The following is a 17,055-nucleotide window of genomic DNA, read 5'->3' on the forward strand; positions in this document are numbered from 1 at the left end:
AATGCGGCCCATGGCGGATCGCTTCACCAAGATGCATGGCCTCGGCAACGACTTTGTCGTCATCGACGCGCGCGAGCAGAGCGTCGAGATGACGCCGGCGCGCGCGCATGCGATCGCCGACCGGCGCCACGGCATCGGCTGCGACCAGCTCATCCTGCTTGAGCCGTCGAGCAAGGCCGACGTCCGCATGCGCATCTTCAACGCCGACGGCGGCGAGGTCGAGGCGTGCGGCAATGCGACGCGCTGTGTCGCGACGCTGATCGGCCAGCCCGCGGTGATCGAAACGCTCGGCGGCATGCTCCGTGTCACGCCCGCCGACGGCGGTGCCGAGGTCGTGCTGGGTGAGCCGCAGTTCGACTGGGAGCATATCCCGCTCGCCATGCCGATGGACACGCGCGACATGCCCGTCGCGTGGGACGAGCTGGAGCATGGCGCCGCGGTCAATGTCGGCAATCCGCACATCATCTTCTTCGTCCCCGAAGCCGACGCGGTCGCGCTCGACGAGCTGGGCCCGCGGATCGAGACCGATCCGCTGTTCCCCGAACGCGTCAACGTCAATGTCGCGAGCCTCGACGGCCCCGATTGCCTGCAACTGCGCGTCTGGGAACGCGGCGTGGGGCTGACCCAGGCGTGCGGCACCGGCGCCTGTGCGACCGCCGTCGCGGCGATCCGCGCCGGCATCGTCCAGTCGCCCGTGACCGTATCGCTGCCCGGCGGCGACCTTGTCATCCGCTGGGCGCCGGGCGAACCGATCGTGATGAGCGGCGCCGCGACGCGGGTGTTCGAGGGCGAGACCGATTGGGCGCAGTTCGGATGAGTGCAGCAATCGCCGGCCGGCAAGAGGTCGTCAATTTCGGCTGCCGGTTGAACATCGCCGAGGGTGAAGCGGTGCGCGCCGCAGCGCGGGCGGCGGGCGGCCGCGACAGGATTATCTTCAATAGCTGCGCAGTGACCGACGAGGCGGTGCGGCAGGCGCGGCAGGCGGTGCGCCGGGCGCTGCGCGAGCGGCCCGGCGCCGACGTTGTGGTGACTGGCTGCGCGGCGGAGCTCGAAGCGAAGCGCTTTACCGAAATGGGCGCGCGGGTCGTCCGCAACGACGCGAAGGCGCGCGCCGAAAGCTATGGCGGCGCGGCCGTCACGCCCGGCACGCTCGCTTACGCCCCTGCCCTCTCGGGCGCCGGTCACGCCCGTGCCTTCCTTGGCGTGCAGACCGGCTGTTCGCATAGATGCACTTTTTGCGCGACGGTGCTGGCACGCGGGACGGCACGGTCGGCGAGTGCCGATGCGGTGATCGCCGCCGCGCGCACCGCGCTCGACCGCGGCCAGCGCGAGATCATCCTGACCGGTGTCGACCTGGCGAGCTACGGCGACGACAGCGAAACGACATTGGCGGCGCTGGTCGAGGCGTTGCTGGCGCTGCCGGTCGAACGCCTTCGCCTTTCGTCGCTCGACCCAGACCGGATCGACGACGCGCTCTTCGCCCTGCTGACGCAGGAAAAGCGGGTGATGCCGCATGTCCATCTGTCGCTGCAGGCCGGCGACGATATGGTGCTGACGCGCATGAAGCGCCGCCATCGCCGCGCCGATGCCGTCCGGCTGGTCGAGCGGCTGAAGACCGCGCGCGCCGACATCGCCATCGGCGCCGACCTGATCGCCGGATTCCCGACCGAGGATGCGGCGATGTTCGCGAACTCGCTGGCGCTGATCGACGATTGCGACATCGTCTTCGGCCATATCTTTCCCTACAGCCCGCGCGCCGGCACCCCCGCCGCGCGGATGCCGCAAGTCGGCCGCGCGATGGCGCGCCAGCGCGCCGCGGCGCTGCGGGAGGCCAACGGCCGCCGCCGCCACCGCTGGCTCGACGCGCAGATCGGCCGCACCGCATCGATGCTCGTCGAGCGCGACGGGGTGACCGGCCATGCGGAAAATTTCGTTGCCATCCGCCTCGCCGCCGCCGCGGCGCCGGGCACCATCATCGACGTGCGGATGACCGCGCGCGACGGAGACCGCATGATCGCCACCACTATCGAACGGGATATCGCGGCATGAGCGGGCCGAGCTGGAGCGAACGGCTGCTTGGCGGCCTCAAGCGCACATCGGAGCGGCTCGGCGAGAATCTGTCGGGGCTGACCGGCAAGTCGCGGCTCGACGACGACGATCTCGACCGCATCGAGGAAGCACTGATCACCGCCGACCTTGGCCCCGCCATGGCGGCGCGCATCCGCGACCGTCTGTCCGAACGCCGCGACGTCGCCGCGAACGGCACCGAAGAATTGCGCAAGGTCGTCGCCGAAGAGATCGCCGCAGTGCTGCGCCCTGTCGCCGAGCCGCTGGAGATCGACGCCTTCCCGCGGCCGCAGGTGATATTGGTCATCGGGGTCAACGGATCAGGCAAGACGACGACCATCGCCAAGCTGGCGCACCTGTTCCAGGAACAGGATTATGGCGTCATGCTGGTCGCGGGCGACACCTTCCGCGCCGCCGCCATCGGGCAATTGAAGGTCTGGGCCGAGCGGCTGGGCGTCCCGATCATGGCGGGCCCCGAGGGCGGCGACAGTGCGGGCATCGTCTTTGACGCGGTCAAGCAGGCGACCGCGACCGGCATCGACGTGCTGATCGTCGACACCGCCGGGCGCCTGCAGAACAAACGCGAGTTGATGGACGAGCTCGCCAAGATCAAGCGCGTGCTCGGCCGCCTCAACCCCGCCGCGCCGCACGACGTCGTGCTGGTGCTCGACGCGACGACCGGCCAGAATGCCCTGTCGCAAATCGACGTGTTCCGCGAGGTCGCCGGGGTCACCGGGCTCGTCATGACCAAGCTCGACGGCACCGCGCGCGGCGGCGTGCTGGTCGCTGCGGCCGAGCGCCACGGGCTTCCCATCCACGCGATCGGCATCGGTGAGACGATGGGCGACCTCCGTCCCTTCGACGCCGACGAGATCGCGGGCATCATTGCAGGAAATATAAGATGAGCGACGTGCTTCCCGGCGGCCCCGAGACTGCACCGGCGCCGCCGCCCGCCAAACATGGCTGGCTCAATTTCGCGATCGATTTCGGGCCTTTGCTCGTTTTCTTCCTGACCTATAAATTCACCTCCGGCGGGACGGGCGCCTTCGCCGCGACGACCGGCGCGATCAAGGGCACCGTCGCCTTCATGGTCGCGATCGTCATCGCGATGGCGGTGTCGAAGTGGAAGCTCGGCAAGATTTCGCCGATGCTGTGGATGTCGGGCGTGCTCGTCATCGGCTTTGGCGCGCTGACCATCTGGTTCCACGACGAACGCTTCATCGTGATGAAGCCGACGATCATCTACGCCGCCTTTGCGGCGTTGTTGCTCGGCGGATACTGGTTCGGGAAACCGATGCTCAAATATCTGCTGCAATCGGCGCTCGACGGGGTCACCGAGCAGGGCTGGCTGCTGCTGTCGCGCAACTGGGGCCTGTTCTTCGCCGCGCTCGGTATCGCCAACCATGTGATGTACGAGCTGATCGAGGCGAAGCGGATGAGCTTCGACCTGTGGCTGACGATCAAGGTCTGGGGGGTCACCGCCCTCTCCTTCCTCTTCACACTGAGCCAGCTTCCCGTGATGCTGAAGCACGGGCTGGCGGTTCCCGACGAAGCGGCGCTCGACAAGCAAGCTTGAGCCCATCCCCCGTCGCTGGCATAGCAATGCCGAGGGCACCGGGTCGCGCCGCGCCCCATAACAAGCGAGGGGGAATGCCATGGACAAGTTTTTCGGGAATCTTCACGCCGTGCTCGGGGCGGGCCTCGTGCTCGCGATCATCCTGATGCTGGGGCTCAACGGCCAGAATTTCGAGGATGGCGTCGCCGCGGGCAATGCGATCATGCGCTGGCTCCACACCTTCTTCGGCATTTTGTGGATCGGCCTGCTTTATTATTTCAACTTCGTCCAGATTCCGACGATGCCGAAAATCCCGGCCGAGCTGAAACCCGCCGTGGGCAAGCATATCGCGCCCGCCGCGCTGTTCTGGTTCCGCTGGGCGGCACTGATCACCGTGCTGCTCGGCCTCGCGATCGCCGGCCACGCCAAATATCTGGGGCCCGCGCTGGGGCTGCAGGATCCTTACAAGCTGATCGGCGTCGGCATGTGGCTGGGGCTGATCATGGCGTTCAACGTCTGGTTCCTGATCTGGCCGAACCAGAAGAAGGCGCTGGGGATCGTCGAGGCCGACGATGCCACGAAAGCCAAGGCCGCGAAGACTGCGATGATCTTTTCGCGGACCAACACCTTGCTGTCGATCCCGATGCTCTATGCGATGGTGAACTTCAGCTAAGCCGGTTCGCGGCGCTTACCGAAAGGGCGTTCCGGGAAACCGGAGCGCCCTTTTTTGCGGGCGATCAGCCCTCCACCGCCGCCTTGTGCATGCGGCCGTTCATCACATAATGGGCGACGCCCATCTGCATGCCCGCCGCCTGCGCGTCGCCGATCTCGCGCACGCGGCGCGCCGGCGAGCCGGCCCACAGCTCGCGATCGGGGATTTCCTTGTTCTCGGTGAGCAGCGCGCCCGCCGCGAGCATCGCATCGCTGCCGATGCGGCAGCCGTTCATCACCGTCGCCTTCAAACCGACGAACGCCCGGTCGGCGAGCGTACAGCCATGCACCATCGCGAGATGGCCGATCAGCACATCCTCGCCGATGATCGTCGGAAAGCCTTCGGGCCGGTGCGGCATCGGACCGTCGCAATGGACGACGCTGCCATCCTGGATGTTCGAACGGGCGCCGACGACGATGTGGCTGACATCGGCGCGCAGGACGCAATTATACCAGATGCTGACATCGGGGCCGATCGTCACGTCGCCGATGATCCGGCATCCCGGTGCGATGAAGGCGCTCGGGTCGATCTGCGGCGTCTTGCCGCCCACGCTGATGATGCTGATGTCGCTGCGGTTCATTCGCGGCCTCCTACGAGATGTTTCCAGAGCAGGATCGGCAGCGTCGAGGCGTAATCGTCGGTCCAGCGGGTGAAATGCGGACGCGCGGCGAGCGGCACCCACGCACCGTCGTCGAAGCGGTCCTTGCGAAGCTTTATGCCGCCCGTCAGTTCCCGCATGCGTGCGGGCGTGGCGGTCAGCGCCACCCAGTTCGATCCCGTGAGGTCGCCGAAATCGTCGCCCATCGGCCCCGGATCCATCCGGATCGCCGCCGTCCAGCCACGCGCCTTCGCCTCCGCCGCAAGCACAGGTTCGAGGTCGAAGAAGCGGTTCGAGATGTGGACCAGCAATATGCCGTCGGGCTTCAGCGCCCGCGCGTAGATGCCGATCGCTTCCTCGGTCAGCAGATGCAGCGGGATCGCGTCGGATGAAAAGGCGTCGATGACGAGGACATCGAACTTGCCCGCCGGCTGTTTCGCGATCTGCAGGCGCGCGTCGCCGATGACCACCGGCGTGTCGCCCGCGCAATCCGACAGGAAGGTGAATTTGGCGGGATCGCGCGCGATATCGACCATCACCGGATCGATTTCGAAAATCGTCCATTGCTGTCCCGGCTTGCGGTAGCAGGCGAGCGTCCCCGCCCCCAGCCCGACGATACCGACCGCCGCATCGGGTCCGGCGAGCGCCTCTGCCTTGTCGAGCGTCAGCCCGACCCCCGACTGGTGCCCGTAATAGGTCGTCGGTTCGAGCCGTCCCCCGCTATCGGTCCGCTGCAGCCCGTGCAGAGTCGTGCCATGGGCGAGGCGGCGCTGGTGACGATAGCCGTCGTCGGTGACGGTATAGACGCCGAAATAGCTGCGCACGCGCATCCCGGTGAAGCTTTCCTCCATCGTGTCCCAGCCGCCCACGCCGACCATCAGCAACGCGAGCGCGGAGACATAGGCCCAGCGCCAGCCGATCACGAGCAGGCCGATGACGAAGATGGCGAGACCCCAGATCGCCGTCGCCCCGGCGAGAGAACCCGTCCAGCCGCCGACCATTTGCCAGCAGGCAAAAGCGGCGAACCCGACGAGCAGCGCCGCGACGGCGCGCGCTTTCGCCGCCGGCAGCTTCAGCCACTGGTCCCACGGCAGCAGCGCGGGCAGTGGCAGCAGCGCCGCGGCGGCAAGGACGAGCAACGGATGTTCATAGACCCAGTCGAAGAGGAGCGGTGCGAACAGCGCCGCGAACAGCCCGCCGAGCACCCCGCCCGCCGACATGATGAGATAAAAAAGCGTCAGATGCTGCGCCGCGGGGCGGAGGTGATAGAGATAGCCGTGCAACGCCACCGCGACGACGAACAGCATCCCGAGGCTCGCGAGCGCAACCATCATCGACCCGCCGCCCGAACTCAGCAGCGCGAGCCCGCCGACCGAAAGCAGGACCGCAGGCGCGGTGAAGGTGATGATCTGCGTCAGCCGCGTCGCGGTCGAAAAGGCGATCACGAAACTGAGCAGATAGAGGCCGAGCGGCAATACCCACAGCAACGGCATCGCGACGATGTCGGTGGTGAGGTGCGTCGTCGTCGACAGCATCAGCCCCGACGGCACCGCCGCGATCAGCAGCCAGTGAAGCTGGCGCCGCAGCGCGGGGCGCGGCTCTTCGTCCGCCGCCGCCCCGTCGTCATGCACCGTGCCGCGCTGCCAGCGCGCGGCCGCGCTCGCCGCGACGAGCAGCACGAGCAGCGCATAACCCGCGGTCCAGCCCCAGCTTTGCGCCGCGAGCGGCAAGCTCGGCTCGACGAGCGCCGGATAGCTGAGCAGCCCGGCAAAGCTGCCGAGGTTCGATGCGGCGTAGAGATAATAAGGGTCGCCCGCGCGCGCATCGGCGGCGAACCAGCGTTGCATCAGCGGTGCCTGCGCCGAGACCACGAAGAACACCGGGCCGATCGACGCGAGCAGCAGCAGCGGCACCCACAGCACTTCCTGTCCGGGCGCGGGCGGCGCGATCGCGGCGATGCCGATGGGAAGCCATAGCGCGGCGACCAGAAACAGCCCGAGATGGATCGCCGCCTGCCGCCGGATCGTGAACCGTCCGAGCCAGTGCGCATAGGCATAGCCGCCGAGCAACAGCGCCTGATAGACGAGCATCGCGCTGTTCCACACCGCCGGTGCGCCGCCCAATTTGGGCAGCACCATCCGCGCCACCATCGGCTGGACGAGGAAGAGCAGGAAACTGCCGACGAGGATCGTCAGCACGAACAGCCAGCGGCGCGGCGATGCGGGTACGGAAAGGGTCACGCGGTCAGCAACCGGGCCGCATGAAGCGCATGATAGCTGAGCACGCCCGACGCGCCGGCGCGCCGGAAAGCGAGCAGCGTTTCGAGGACGAGCGCATCGCGGTCGCCCGCACCCGCGGCCGCCGCAGCCTCGATCATCGCATATTCGCCCGACACCTGATAGGCGTAGACGGGCACCGCGAAATTGTCCTTCACCGCGCGCACGATGTCGAGATAGGGCAGCCCGGGCTTGACCATCACGCTGTCGGCGCCCTCGGCAAGGTCCTGCGCGACTTCACGCAGCGCCTCTTCGCTGTTCGCGGGGTCCATCTGATAGGTCTTCTTGTTGCCCTTCAGCAGCCCGCGCGACCCGACCGCGTCGCGGAACGGGCCGTAGAAGGCCGAGGCATATTTGGCCGCATAGCTCATGATCTGGACGTGGCCGAAGCCTTCGCTTTCCAGCGCCTGCCGGATCGCACCGATACGGCCGTCCATCATGTCGGAGGGCGCGATGATATCGGCGCCGGCACGCGCCTGATTGAGCGCCTGCCCCACCAGCACCCCGACCGTGTCGTCATTGAGCACATAGCCCGTATCGTCGATCAGCCCGTCCTGCCCGTGGCTGGTGTAGGGATCGAGCGCCACGTCGGTGAGCACGCCGATGTCGTCGCCGAGCGCCTGCTTGATCGCCGCGACCGCGCGGCACATCAGATTGTCGGGATTGAGCGCCTCGGCGCCGTCCGCGCTGCGCCGGTCCGCCTGCGTATAGGGAAACAGCGCGAGGCAGGGGATGCCCGCCGCGACCGCGTCGCGGGCCCGTTCGACGAGCAGCTCAACCGACCAGCGCGACACGCCGGGCAGGCTGCCGATCGGCTCCTCGGTACCCGACCCGTCGCAGACGAACAGCGGCCAGATGAGGTTGGCGGGCGAAAGCTGCGTCTCGCGCACCATCGCGCGGCTCCAGCCGGTGCGGCGGGTACGGCGGAGGCGGAGGTCGGGGAAAGCGGCTTGGGTCATGCGGCGTGCATAGCGGCGCCGCGCTGCCGGGCAAATGGATATTGCCACTTTTATGTGGGACTAGATCCCGTCGCCGGCGCGTTTCGAGGCCACATCGGCGAGCGACCCCAGCTTCGGCCCTTCGGCCTGTTTCGCCGCGATCGGGGTCAGTGCGGCGCCGGGCGCGACCGCGGTCAGGGTGCGAATGCGGGCGCGGAAGTCGGCGAGCGCCTTGCCCTCGAGCAGCGCGCGCGTGACGAAGGTGACCGACGCCGGGTTCACCGCATGGCCGTTGCGATAGAGCTCGTAGTGAAGGTGCGGGCCGGTCGAGAGGCCGGTCGAGCCGATATAGCCGATCACCTGCCCGCGATTGACGTGCTGCCCCGGCCGCACGGCGATGCGGCTCATATGGCCATAGCCAGTGCCGAGCCCGTTACCGTGATTGAGCTTCACATAATTGCCGAAGCCGCCGGTGCGCCCGGCGACCGTGACGATGCCGTCGGTCACCGCATAGATGGGCGCGCCGTAACCGCCGCCGAAATCCATCCCGCTGTGCATCCGCCGGTAGCCAAGGATCGGATGGCGCCGCATCCCGAAGGTCGAGGTGACGCGGCCGTTGGTCGGGCGAGCCATGCCGCCGCGCTGTTCGCCGACGCCCGACGCCTCGTACCATTGACTGCGCCCATCGACGGTCCATTCGAGCATCGACAGCTTCGGCTTGCCACCGCGGATCAGCCCCGCATAAAGCAGCTTGCCGGTCTCGCTCTCGCCCGTCTCGGCGCGGCGATGGTCGACGATGATGTCATATTCGTCGGCGGAGCGGATATCGCTGCCGACCGAAATCTGTTTGCCGATGACGCGCAGATAGGCCTGGATCGCCTCTGGCGGTGCCCCGGCGGCGCGCGCCGAGCGGTAGAGGCTGTCGCCGACGCGGCCGCGGATGCGCAGCGGCGTCGCGTCGACCGCAATCGGGATGCGGCGCATGACGAGCCGGCCGTCGATACGTTCCATCTCGATGCGGAGGTCGAAGCGCGCACGCATCGCCAGCGCTTCGACCGGCCGCGGCATGGTGCGCGCAGCGCGGCGGCCGAGGATCAGGTCGATCCGCGTGCCCGGCGCGATATCGGCGAGCGGCACCGCGCCCGCGACCTGGCTCGCGAGCGCCTGTGCCTCGCTGCCGCCGACGCCCGAGCGTTCGAGCAGGCGCGCAAAGCTGTCGCCGCTGCCGAGGGTGGCGGTGAGTTCGATCTGCGGCCGTTCGGGGGTCTGGGTCAGCGGGCGCACCGCATCGGTCGCCGCCATATGCCGCCCGGTATCGCCGCCGAGCGCGAGCGGGACGATCATCTGCGCGCGCGCCTCGTTGAAATCGGCCGCATCGAGCGCGGGCGTGCCCGCGGTCTGGAGCGGCTGGATGCCGGGGAAGGTCGCGATCGCGGTGCCGCAGAGCAGGGTTAATGTCGCAAGGCCGCGCCACCATTCGGCCGAACCGATATTGTCGCCAAGATCGGGAACTAGGTCGAGCTGCGCCAGCCGGTCGCGCCACGTCGCATGCGGTTCGGCCTCGGCGGGCGCCCGGCGCAGCGAAACCGCCTGCGACATGGTGAGCGCAGCCGCGTTGCCGGACATCCCCGCAATGGGTTCGTGACGCTGAAACAAAGTTTTGCAACCCCCGCTCGCCGGCATTGCCCCCCGAAAAGGCGCCGTCGATGATGTTTCCGTACCAATGTCTGTAAACAAAGGGCGTTAAAGTCAATTTAATGGACGGTTCGCCGATTTGGCTTGCGGCGGGCCGTGGCGTGACCGCGTTATGGCGTGAGCGAGCGAAGAAAATGGCGGCCCGGCCCCCGCTTCCATCGATCGCCTGTTGCGCGCGGACGCGCCGCATGCCAGCGTGAGAATCAAGACAATGACGTCATCCTCTTCCCACCCGGTCAAGGCTGTCCTTGGCCCCACCAACACCGGCAAAACCCATTTGGCGGTCGAGCGTCTGACCGCCCGGTCGAGCGGCATGATCGGCTTTCCGCTGCGCCTGCTCGCGCGCGAGGTTTACGACCGCGTCGTCGCGATCAAGGGCGCGGCACAAGTCGCCCTCATCACCGGCGAAGAGCGGATCATGCCGCCCGAGGCACGCTATCTGCTCGGCACGATGGAAGCGCTGCCGGTCGAGCGCGATGTGGCCTTCGTCGGCATCGACGAGGCGCAGCTCGGCGCCGATCCCGAACGCGGCCATGTCTTCACCGACCGACTGCTCCGCGCCCGCGGCCGCGAGGAAACGATGATCCTCGGTTCGGCGAGCATCAAGGGGCTGGTCAAGGGGCTCGTCCCCGAGGCCGAAATCATCACCCGCCCGCGGTTCTCGACGCTGAGCTATGCCGGATCGTCGAAGCTGTCGCGGCTGCCCAAGCGATCGGCCATCGTCGCTTTCTCGGCCGAAGAGGTTTATGCGATCGCCGAGATGCTGCGTCGTTTCTCGGGCGGCGCGGCGGTGGTCATGGGGGCATTGAGCCCGCGGACGCGCAATGCCCAGGTCGCGATGTTCGAGGCGGGCGAGGTCGATTATCTTGTCGCGACCGATGCGATCGGCATGGGGCTCAACCTCGACGTCCAGCATGTCGCCTTTGCGAGCCTCCAGAAATTCGACGGGCGCCGGCTGCGGCGGCTGACGATCGCCGAAATGGCGCAGATCGCCGGCCGCGCCGGGCGCCACCAGCAGGACGGCAGTTTCGGCACCATCGGGCTGCCGCAGGGCGGTTTCACGCCCGAGGAAATCGCCGCGATCGAGGGGCATCATTTCCCGCCGCTCGCCAGCCTGTTCTGGCGCGAGCCCAATCCCGGCTTCGGCTCGCTCGAACAATTGCTCGCCGATCTCGCACGCCCGCCGTCGGACCCGTTGCTGCGCGCCGCGCCCGAAGCGGTCGACATCGCGGTGCTCAAGCATCTGGCGGGCGACATGGAAGTGCGCGCGCGCGGCGGCGATTTCGATGCCGTCCAGCGGCTGTGGGACGTCTGCGGCCTCCCCGATTTCGAACAGCTCGGCGCCGAACATCACAGCCGCACGGTGTTCAAGCTGTGGCAGTGGCGGATGCAGGGCGACGGGATGATCGACCCCGACTGGTTCGCACGCCGCCTTGCGCGGCTCGACGATGTCGAGGGCGACATCGACCAGCTCGCGAGCCGGATTGCCGCGGTGCGGACCCTGTGCTTCATCGCGCAGCGCGGCGACTGGCTCGCCGGTGCCGCCGGCTGGACCGAACAGACGCAATTGCTCGAATCGCGATTGTCCGACGCGCTCCATGCCGCGCTGGCCCAGCGCTTCGTCGACCGCCGGCTCGCGCTGCTGCTCCGCGACGCCGGACAGCGGAACGCCGCCCTGCCCGTCGCGGTCGCCGCCGACGGCACCGTCGCGGTCGACGGCGAGGCGATCGGGACGCTGAAAGGCTTTCAGTTCAAGGTCGACCCGGTGGCGCGGGCGAGCGACCACAAGATGCTGCTGGCCGCCGCCGAGAAACATCTGCGCGCCGAACTTGCCCGCCGTGCAACCGCGCTCGCCGAGGGCGACGACGGCGCACTGGCGCTCGTCGCCGAACCCGGCGCGCCGCCGCGCCTTGCCTGGCACGGCCATGTGGTCGCGTCGCTCGCCAAGGGACCGACACTGGTGCAGCCGTCGATCCAGATCGAGCCCGCGCTCCGTCGGCTCGAACCCGCGCAGGTGCAGGCGATCATCGAGCGGCTCCAGAAATATGTCGCGCAGCAGCTCGCGCGCCACGCGGGACCGCTCGCCGCGATGGGCGCCGCCGCGGGCGACCTGTTCACCCCGCCGCGCGTGCGCGCGTTGCTCGCGGCGATGACCGACGGCAGCGGGCTGATCGCCCGCGCTGCGGTCGACGAACAGCTCGCGGCGATCAGCGCCGACGAGCGGCCGCAGCTCCGCAAGCTTGGGCTCACCATCGGCTCGCTCGACATCTTCCATCCGCAATTGCTGAAACCCGAAGCGGTGCGCTGGCGCGCCGCGCTGATCGCAGCGCAGCAGGGCACGCCCGTCCCCGCGCTGCCCCCGCACGGCGCGGTCTGGCAAAAGGATGGCGCGGCCACCGGGCTCGGCATCGCGGGTTTTCGCCGTTGCGGCACCGGGTGGCTGCGCATCGACATGGCCGAACGGCTCGCGCGCCAGGCGCATGCCGCACGGCTGCAGGCGGCCGCGCCGCCAACCGCGCCGATCGCCGGGGGCAGCGAAGAACATGGCGAGGATCACCATGGCGAGGATGCCGGGGAAGGCGCCTCGGCCGTCGTGGCGCCCGGCTTTGCGATCGACGCCGCGCTGGCGACCTCGCTCGGTCTCGACGGCGAAGCGCGGCGCGCACTCCTGCAAAGCGTCGGCTTCCGCCCGATCGGCGACCCGGCGCTCGAACGCTGGCGCTGGTCGGGGCTGAAAAGTGCCGAGAAGCGCGGGCGCGGCAAGCATCGTCCGTCGCGGCACAAGGGCGGTGCGCCCGCACGCACCGGCAATGAGGCCCCGCGTCCACCCGTCAAGCATGGCAAGGGATCGCGGCCGCAACCCGGCAAACCGCCGAAAAACGGTCACCGGCCGCCGCAGGGCAGCCCGCCCCAGCGCCGTGGCCCCTCGCCGAACAGCCCGTTCGCGGGGCTTGCCGCGCTCCTCGCCGGCGCGCGCGAGGATTAGGGCCTGTGCTCCCACACCACACCGTCGAGGCGCCCAAATGGCGAACAGATCGAGCCGAAAGACGCGCAGGAAAGGCTGGTTGCCTTTCCAAGCGGCTTTCGGGTCGAGATGGAAGCCATTTGGGCGTCCCGCAGGGATTTGATCAAAATGGCCCATTGCTTCGTCGAGAAGTCTCGAAATATCGACATATGTCTTCGCCTTCTCTCCTCGCACTGAGCCATTTTGCTTCAAACCTCGACGGTTTGGTGTGGGAGCACAGGCCCTAATGGCGAGCCCTGGCGCCGCGGGCAGCATCCGGCTCGACAAGCTGCTCTGGTACCTGCGCTTCGCGCGTTCGCGCAGCCTTGCCCAGGCGATCGTCGCGGCGGGGCATATCCGGCTCGACGGACGGCGGGTGACGCGCTCGTCGTGCGCGGTCCATGTCGGCCAGACGCTCGTCCTGCCTGTCGGCGAGCGGATCGAGGTGATCCGGCTGCTGTCGCTGCCCACCCGCCGCGGTCCGGCGAGCGAGGCGCAGGCTTGCTATCGCAAGCTCGACGCCGACGCCCCGGCGGCTGCCACTCCGGCTATCAGCGACGATGGAAATACTGTCCTCGCAAACCGCTCCGGCAGCCCTATCGAGTGAGAGTGATTCGCAACTGTCGCTTAGCGTTGACGCGCCGCACTCGCGCGGCATAGAGGCAGCCGATATGAGAGCCTGACGGTCCGATTGCCGTCATCTGAGGGAGCCGAACCCATGACCTATGTCGTCACCGATGCCTGCGTCCGTTGCAAATATATGGACTGCGTCGAGGTCTGTCCGGTCGACTGTTTCTATGAGGGCGAGAATATGCTCGTCATCAATCCCAACGAGTGCATCGACTGCGGCGTGTGCGAACCCGAATGCCCCGCCGAGGCGATCCTGCCGGACACCGAAAGCGGCCTCGAAAAATGGCTGGAAGTGAACACCAAGTTCAGCGCCGAATGGCCGAACATCACGGTCAAGAAGGACAGCCCGGCGGACGCCGACGAGTTCAAGGGCGTCGATGACAAGTTCGACAAATATTTCTCGCCCGAACCGGGCGAAGGCGACTGATCGAGACCGGATCGAGACCAGGGCGGGAGTTTCCCGCCCTTTTTTTGCCCCCTTGAAACCGTCCGGCTTGGCGCCGATGTAGGATGGCGGAGGGGCAGCCCGCCGGTCCTCGGCAGGGCAACCCGAACAACGAAGGACGAATTCCCAATGATCGACCCGCTCGCCGCCCTTGTTCCCGTCGTCGTCGAACAGACGAGCCGCGGCGAACGCAGCTTCGACATTTTCTCCCGCCTGCTGCGCGAACGGATCATCTTCGTCACCGGCGAGGTCGAAGACAATATGGCGTCGCTGATCACGGCGCAGCTGCTGTTCCTCGAATCGGAAAATCCGAAGAAGGACATCTTCATGTACATCAATTCGCCGGGCGGCGTCGTCACGGCGGGCATGGCGATCCACGACACGATGCAATATATCCGGCCGCGTGTTGGCACCTTCTGTATCGGTCAGGCGGCGTCGATGGGCAGCTTCCTGCTCGCGGCGGGCGAGCCCGGCATGCGCGTCGCGCTGCCCAACGCCCGCGTCATGATCCACCAGCCGTCGGGCGGTGCGCGCGGCATGGCGTCGGATATCGAGATCCAGGCCCGCGAAATCCTGCGCATCCGCAAGCGGATGAACGACCTGTACGTCAAATACACCGGCAAGCCGCTGAAAGAGATCGAAAAGGCGATGGACCGCGACACCTTCCTCGAAGCCGAGGAAGCCAAGGAATTCGGCCTCGTCGATCACGTCTTCGGCTCGCGTCCGGCGGTCGACGGCGAGACCGGCGCCGCGACCCAAAGCGAGGGCCCGACGCCCTGATTCACCAACCGGGCGGCACCGGCCCGCTCCCCCACCCGGCGTCCCATTTCAGGATACGCTGTTGGGAGGCCGGGTGGGGGAGCGGGCCGGTGCCGAACCCAGCAAAGAAACGCTAACCGCGTTTCTTGACGCCCCTTTTGCCGCACCATGCTATTGGGTGACATTGAAGCCATGTCACCCAATTGCCATATTGTAATCGGGTGGCGGCGGACTAGGATAAAGACGGCAACGCCCTTTTGGCGTCTGCCAGAGGACAATATATGACCAAATTGAGCGGCTCGGACAGCAAGAGCACTCTTTACTGCTCCTTCTGCGGCAAGTCGCAGCACGAAGTCCGCAAGCTGATTGCCGGGCCGACCGTGTTCATCTGCGACGAATGCGTCGAGCTGTGCAACGACATCATCCGCGAAGAGATCAAGGGCGGGGTCGCCGCACGCAAGGACGGCGCGGTGCCGACGCCGCTGGAAATCTGCCAGCATCTCGACGCCTATGTGATCGGCCAGAACAAGGCCAAGCGCGTCCTGTCGGTCGCTGTCCACAACCATTACAAGCGTCTCGCCAATTCGGGCCGCGGCGAAGACGTCGAACTGGCGAAGTCGAACATCCTGCTCGTCGGCCCGACCGGCAGCGGCAAGACGCTGCTCGCCCAGACGCTCGCGCGCTTCCTCGACGTGCCCTTCACGATGGCCGACGCAACGACGCTGACCGAAGCGGGCTATGTCGGCGAAGATGTCGAGAACATCATCCTGAAGCTGCTGCAGGCCAGCGACTATAATGTCGAAAAGGCGCAGCGCGGCATCGTCTATATCGACGAGATCGATAAAATTTCGCGCAAGGCCGAAAACCCGTCGATCACCCGCGACGTGTCGGGCGAAGGCGTGCAGCAGGCGCTGCTCAAGCTGATGGAAGGCACGACCGCGAGCGTTCCGCCGCAGGGCGGCCGCAAGCACCCGCAGCAGGAATTCCTGCAGGTCGACACGACCAACATCCTCTTCATCGCGGGCGGCGCCTTCGCCGGCCTCGAAAAGATCATCGGCGACCGCCTGCAGGGCAAGTCGATCGGTTTCGGCGCGCATGTCGCCGGCCCCGACGAGCGCCGCGCCGGCGAGACGCTGAAACAGATCGAGCCCGAGGATCTGCTCAAGTTCGGCCTGATCCCCGAATTCGTCGGCCGCCTGCCGGTCATCGCGACGCTCGAGGACCTCGACGTCGACGCGCTGGTCAAGATTCTCGGCGAGCCCAAGAATGCGCTCGTGAAGCAGTATAAGAAGCTGTTCGACCTTGAAGAGGTCGCGCTGACCTTTACCGACGACGCACTGGTCGCGGTCGCCAAAAAGGCGATCGAACGCAAGACCGGCGCGCGCGGGCTGCGCTCGATCGTCGAGGCGATCCTGCTCGACACGATGTTCGACCTGCCCGACCTCACCGACGTGGTCGAGATCGTCGTCGACAAGGATGTCGTCGAGGGCCGCAAGGACCCGGTGCGCGTCTATGCCGACAAGGCGAAGGAAGCCGGCGACGCCGCCTGATGTTGCGCGCGGCGCGTCTGGCGCTCGCCGCAGCGACCCTTGTCGCGGCGGCGCCCGTCCGCGCCGAACCGGTCAGCATCCCGATCGCCGAGGTCGCCGATTCGGCGGAGGTCCGGCGCGAAGGCGATGCGATACGCCACCTTGCCTCGCAATATCTGTTTCCCGCGCAACTGGGGCAGATGCCGGCGCGCAAGCTGGTCGTCTACGCGCCGGGCAATATCTCCGTCCAATATACGTTGCGCGGCGGCGCGAACGGCGACGGCTGGATCGATCTTTTCGTTTACCGGCCCGATGAAGCCACGCTGGCGGACGAGGCGCAATCGCTCGAAGCCCGGCAGATTGAACGCTTTCGCAGCACGCCGCGCCCAACCCCGCAAGGCTTCACCGATCCCGGCGCGCCGGTGATGAGCGGATGGTACGACACCCAGATCGGCGACACACCCTATCTCACATATTACCAACTCGCCCGGCACGGCGACTGGGCCGTGAAAATACGGTTCAGCATGCCGCGCGATGCGGCGGACGACGTGCGGTCGCGCGCGGCAGAAGCGCTTGCCGATGCGCCGACGCGCTGGCGCTGAGGCGCCACGAACGGTCCTCGTCGAGTCGTCACCGAGGCATGTTGCAACGCAGCAACAGTAGCTGAAAAAAACGCATGAGCGTTTCCCGATATTAACCACGTCCGGACGCAAACCCCGTGGTTTTCCCGCCTGCGGCAGAACGGGTCGTCGCACCTCGCTTGCCCCGTCAGAACCGCTGTAACAGCCGTGCCACATGCGGGCTTCAGGGGCGCTCGCAGGTGAAGCGCATCCCCCCATATTTGCGC

The 17,055-nt window shown here is 67.3% G+C and carries 15 protein-coding genes; 11 read left to right on the forward strand and 4 right to left on the reverse strand.

Going from position 1 to position 17,055, the window contains the following annotated elements; translation table 11 throughout:
- Nucleotides 1–10 precede the first annotated feature (10 nt).
- From dapF to LH19_RS18475, 5 genes are all read left to right on the forward strand, one after another.
- Entirely contained in the window at nt 11–817 is an 807-nt protein-coding gene (gene dapF, locus LH19_RS18455) for a diaminopimelate epimerase (RefSeq protein WP_054731172.1), read from the forward strand.
- Nucleotides 814–2,049 (forward strand): MiaB/RimO family radical SAM methylthiotransferase, encoded by a 1,236-nt coding sequence (locus tag LH19_RS18460; protein ID WP_145923516.1) that lies wholly within the window; start codon nt 814–816, stop codon nt 2,047–2,049. The genes dapF and LH19_RS18460 overlap by 4 nt, the downstream gene beginning before the upstream one ends.
- Complete coding sequence (ftsY, locus tag LH19_RS18465) at nt 2,046–2,972, forward strand: signal recognition particle-docking protein FtsY (protein ID WP_054589027.1); 927 nt, start codon at nt 2,046–2,048, stop codon at nt 2,970–2,972. The genes LH19_RS18460 and ftsY overlap by 4 nt, the downstream gene beginning before the upstream one ends.
- A complete protein-coding gene (locus tag LH19_RS18470) occupies nt 2,969–3,643 on the forward strand; it encodes an inner membrane-spanning protein YciB (protein WP_054731173.1) in 675 nt (224 codons plus the stop codon). The genes ftsY and LH19_RS18470 overlap by 4 nt, the downstream gene beginning before the upstream one ends.
- Nucleotides 3,644–3,722: 79 nt before the next feature.
- Complete coding sequence (locus LH19_RS18475; protein ID WP_054731175.1) at nt 3,723–4,295, forward strand: urate hydroxylase PuuD; 573 nt, start codon at nt 3,723–3,725, stop codon at nt 4,293–4,295.
- Nucleotides 4,296–4,359: 64 nt separating this feature from the next.
- Here LH19_RS18475 and LH19_RS18480 read toward each other — a convergent pair whose 3' ends face one another.
- The 4 genes from LH19_RS18480 to LH19_RS18495 are packed head-to-tail and all read right to left on the reverse strand — an operon-like array spanning nt 4,360 to nt 9,772.
- The gene (locus LH19_RS18480; protein ID WP_054731178.1) at nt 4,360–4,914 is read right to left on the reverse strand and encodes a gamma carbonic anhydrase family protein; all 555 of its coding nucleotides are present in this window, start codon (nt 4,912–4,914) and stop codon (nt 4,360–4,362) included.
- Complete coding sequence (locus LH19_RS18485) at nt 4,911–7,172, reverse strand: fused MFS/spermidine synthase (protein ID WP_054731180.1); 2,262 nt, start codon at nt 7,170–7,172, stop codon at nt 4,911–4,913. The genes LH19_RS18480 and LH19_RS18485 overlap by 4 nt, the downstream gene beginning before the upstream one ends.
- On the reverse strand, nt 7,169–8,167 hold the full coding sequence (gene hemB / locus LH19_RS18490; RefSeq protein ID WP_054731182.1) for a porphobilinogen synthase: 999 nt from the start codon (nt 8,165–8,167) through the stop codon (nt 7,169–7,171). Before hemB ends, LH19_RS18485 begins: the two co-directional genes overlap by 4 nt.
- 60 nt (nt 8,168–8,227) lie before the next feature.
- Entirely contained in the window at nt 8,228–9,772 is a 1,545-nt protein-coding gene (locus LH19_RS18495; RefSeq protein WP_054731184.1) for a M23 family metallopeptidase, read from the reverse strand.
- 280 nt (nt 9,773–10,052) lie between these two features.
- Here LH19_RS18495 and LH19_RS18500 point away from each other — a divergent pair, with 280 nt between their 5' ends.
- The 6 genes from LH19_RS18500 (at nt 10,053) to LH19_RS18525 (ending at nt 16,810) form a co-directional block, all read left to right on the forward strand.
- Nucleotides 10,053–12,827 carry a helicase-related protein gene (locus LH19_RS18500; protein WP_054733849.1) on the forward strand — a complete coding sequence of 925 codons (2,775 nt, stop codon included), beginning with the start codon at nt 10,053–10,055 and terminating at the stop codon, nt 12,825–12,827.
- Nucleotides 12,828–13,092: 265 nt separating this feature from the next.
- Nucleotides 13,093–13,452 carry an RNA-binding S4 domain-containing protein gene (locus LH19_RS18505; RefSeq protein ID WP_054731187.1) on the forward strand — a complete coding sequence of 120 codons (360 nt, stop codon included), beginning with the start codon at nt 13,093–13,095 and terminating at the stop codon, nt 13,450–13,452.
- Nucleotides 13,453–13,563: 111 nt separating this feature from the next.
- Nucleotides 13,564–13,902: a ferredoxin FdxA gene (gene fdxA / locus LH19_RS18510; RefSeq protein ID WP_054589035.1), complete on the forward strand. Its 339-nt coding sequence runs from the start codon at nt 13,564–13,566 to the stop codon at nt 13,900–13,902.
- A gap of 147 nt (nt 13,903–14,049) precedes the next feature.
- Nucleotides 14,050–14,700, forward strand: a complete 651-nt coding sequence (locus LH19_RS18515) for an ATP-dependent Clp protease proteolytic subunit (RefSeq protein ID WP_054731189.1) — start codon at nt 14,050–14,052, stop codon at nt 14,698–14,700.
- Nucleotides 14,701–14,960: 260 nt separating this feature from the next.
- Entirely contained in the window at nt 14,961–16,229 is a 1,269-nt protein-coding gene (clpX, locus tag LH19_RS18520; RefSeq protein WP_054589037.1) for an ATP-dependent Clp protease ATP-binding subunit ClpX, read from the forward strand.
- The gene (locus LH19_RS18525) at nt 16,229–16,810 is read left to right on the forward strand and encodes a hypothetical protein (protein ID WP_054731190.1); all 582 of its coding nucleotides are present in this window, start codon (nt 16,229–16,231) and stop codon (nt 16,808–16,810) included. Before clpX ends, LH19_RS18525 begins: the two co-directional genes overlap by 1 nt.
- Nucleotides 16,811–17,055: the final 245 nt, after the last annotated feature.

Origin of the sequence: Sphingopyxis macrogoltabida, assembly GCF_001314325.1 — a bacterium.
In the GTDB taxonomy this organism is placed as follows: domain Bacteria; phylum Pseudomonadota; class Alphaproteobacteria; order Sphingomonadales; family Sphingomonadaceae; genus Sphingopyxis; species Sphingopyxis macrogoltabida.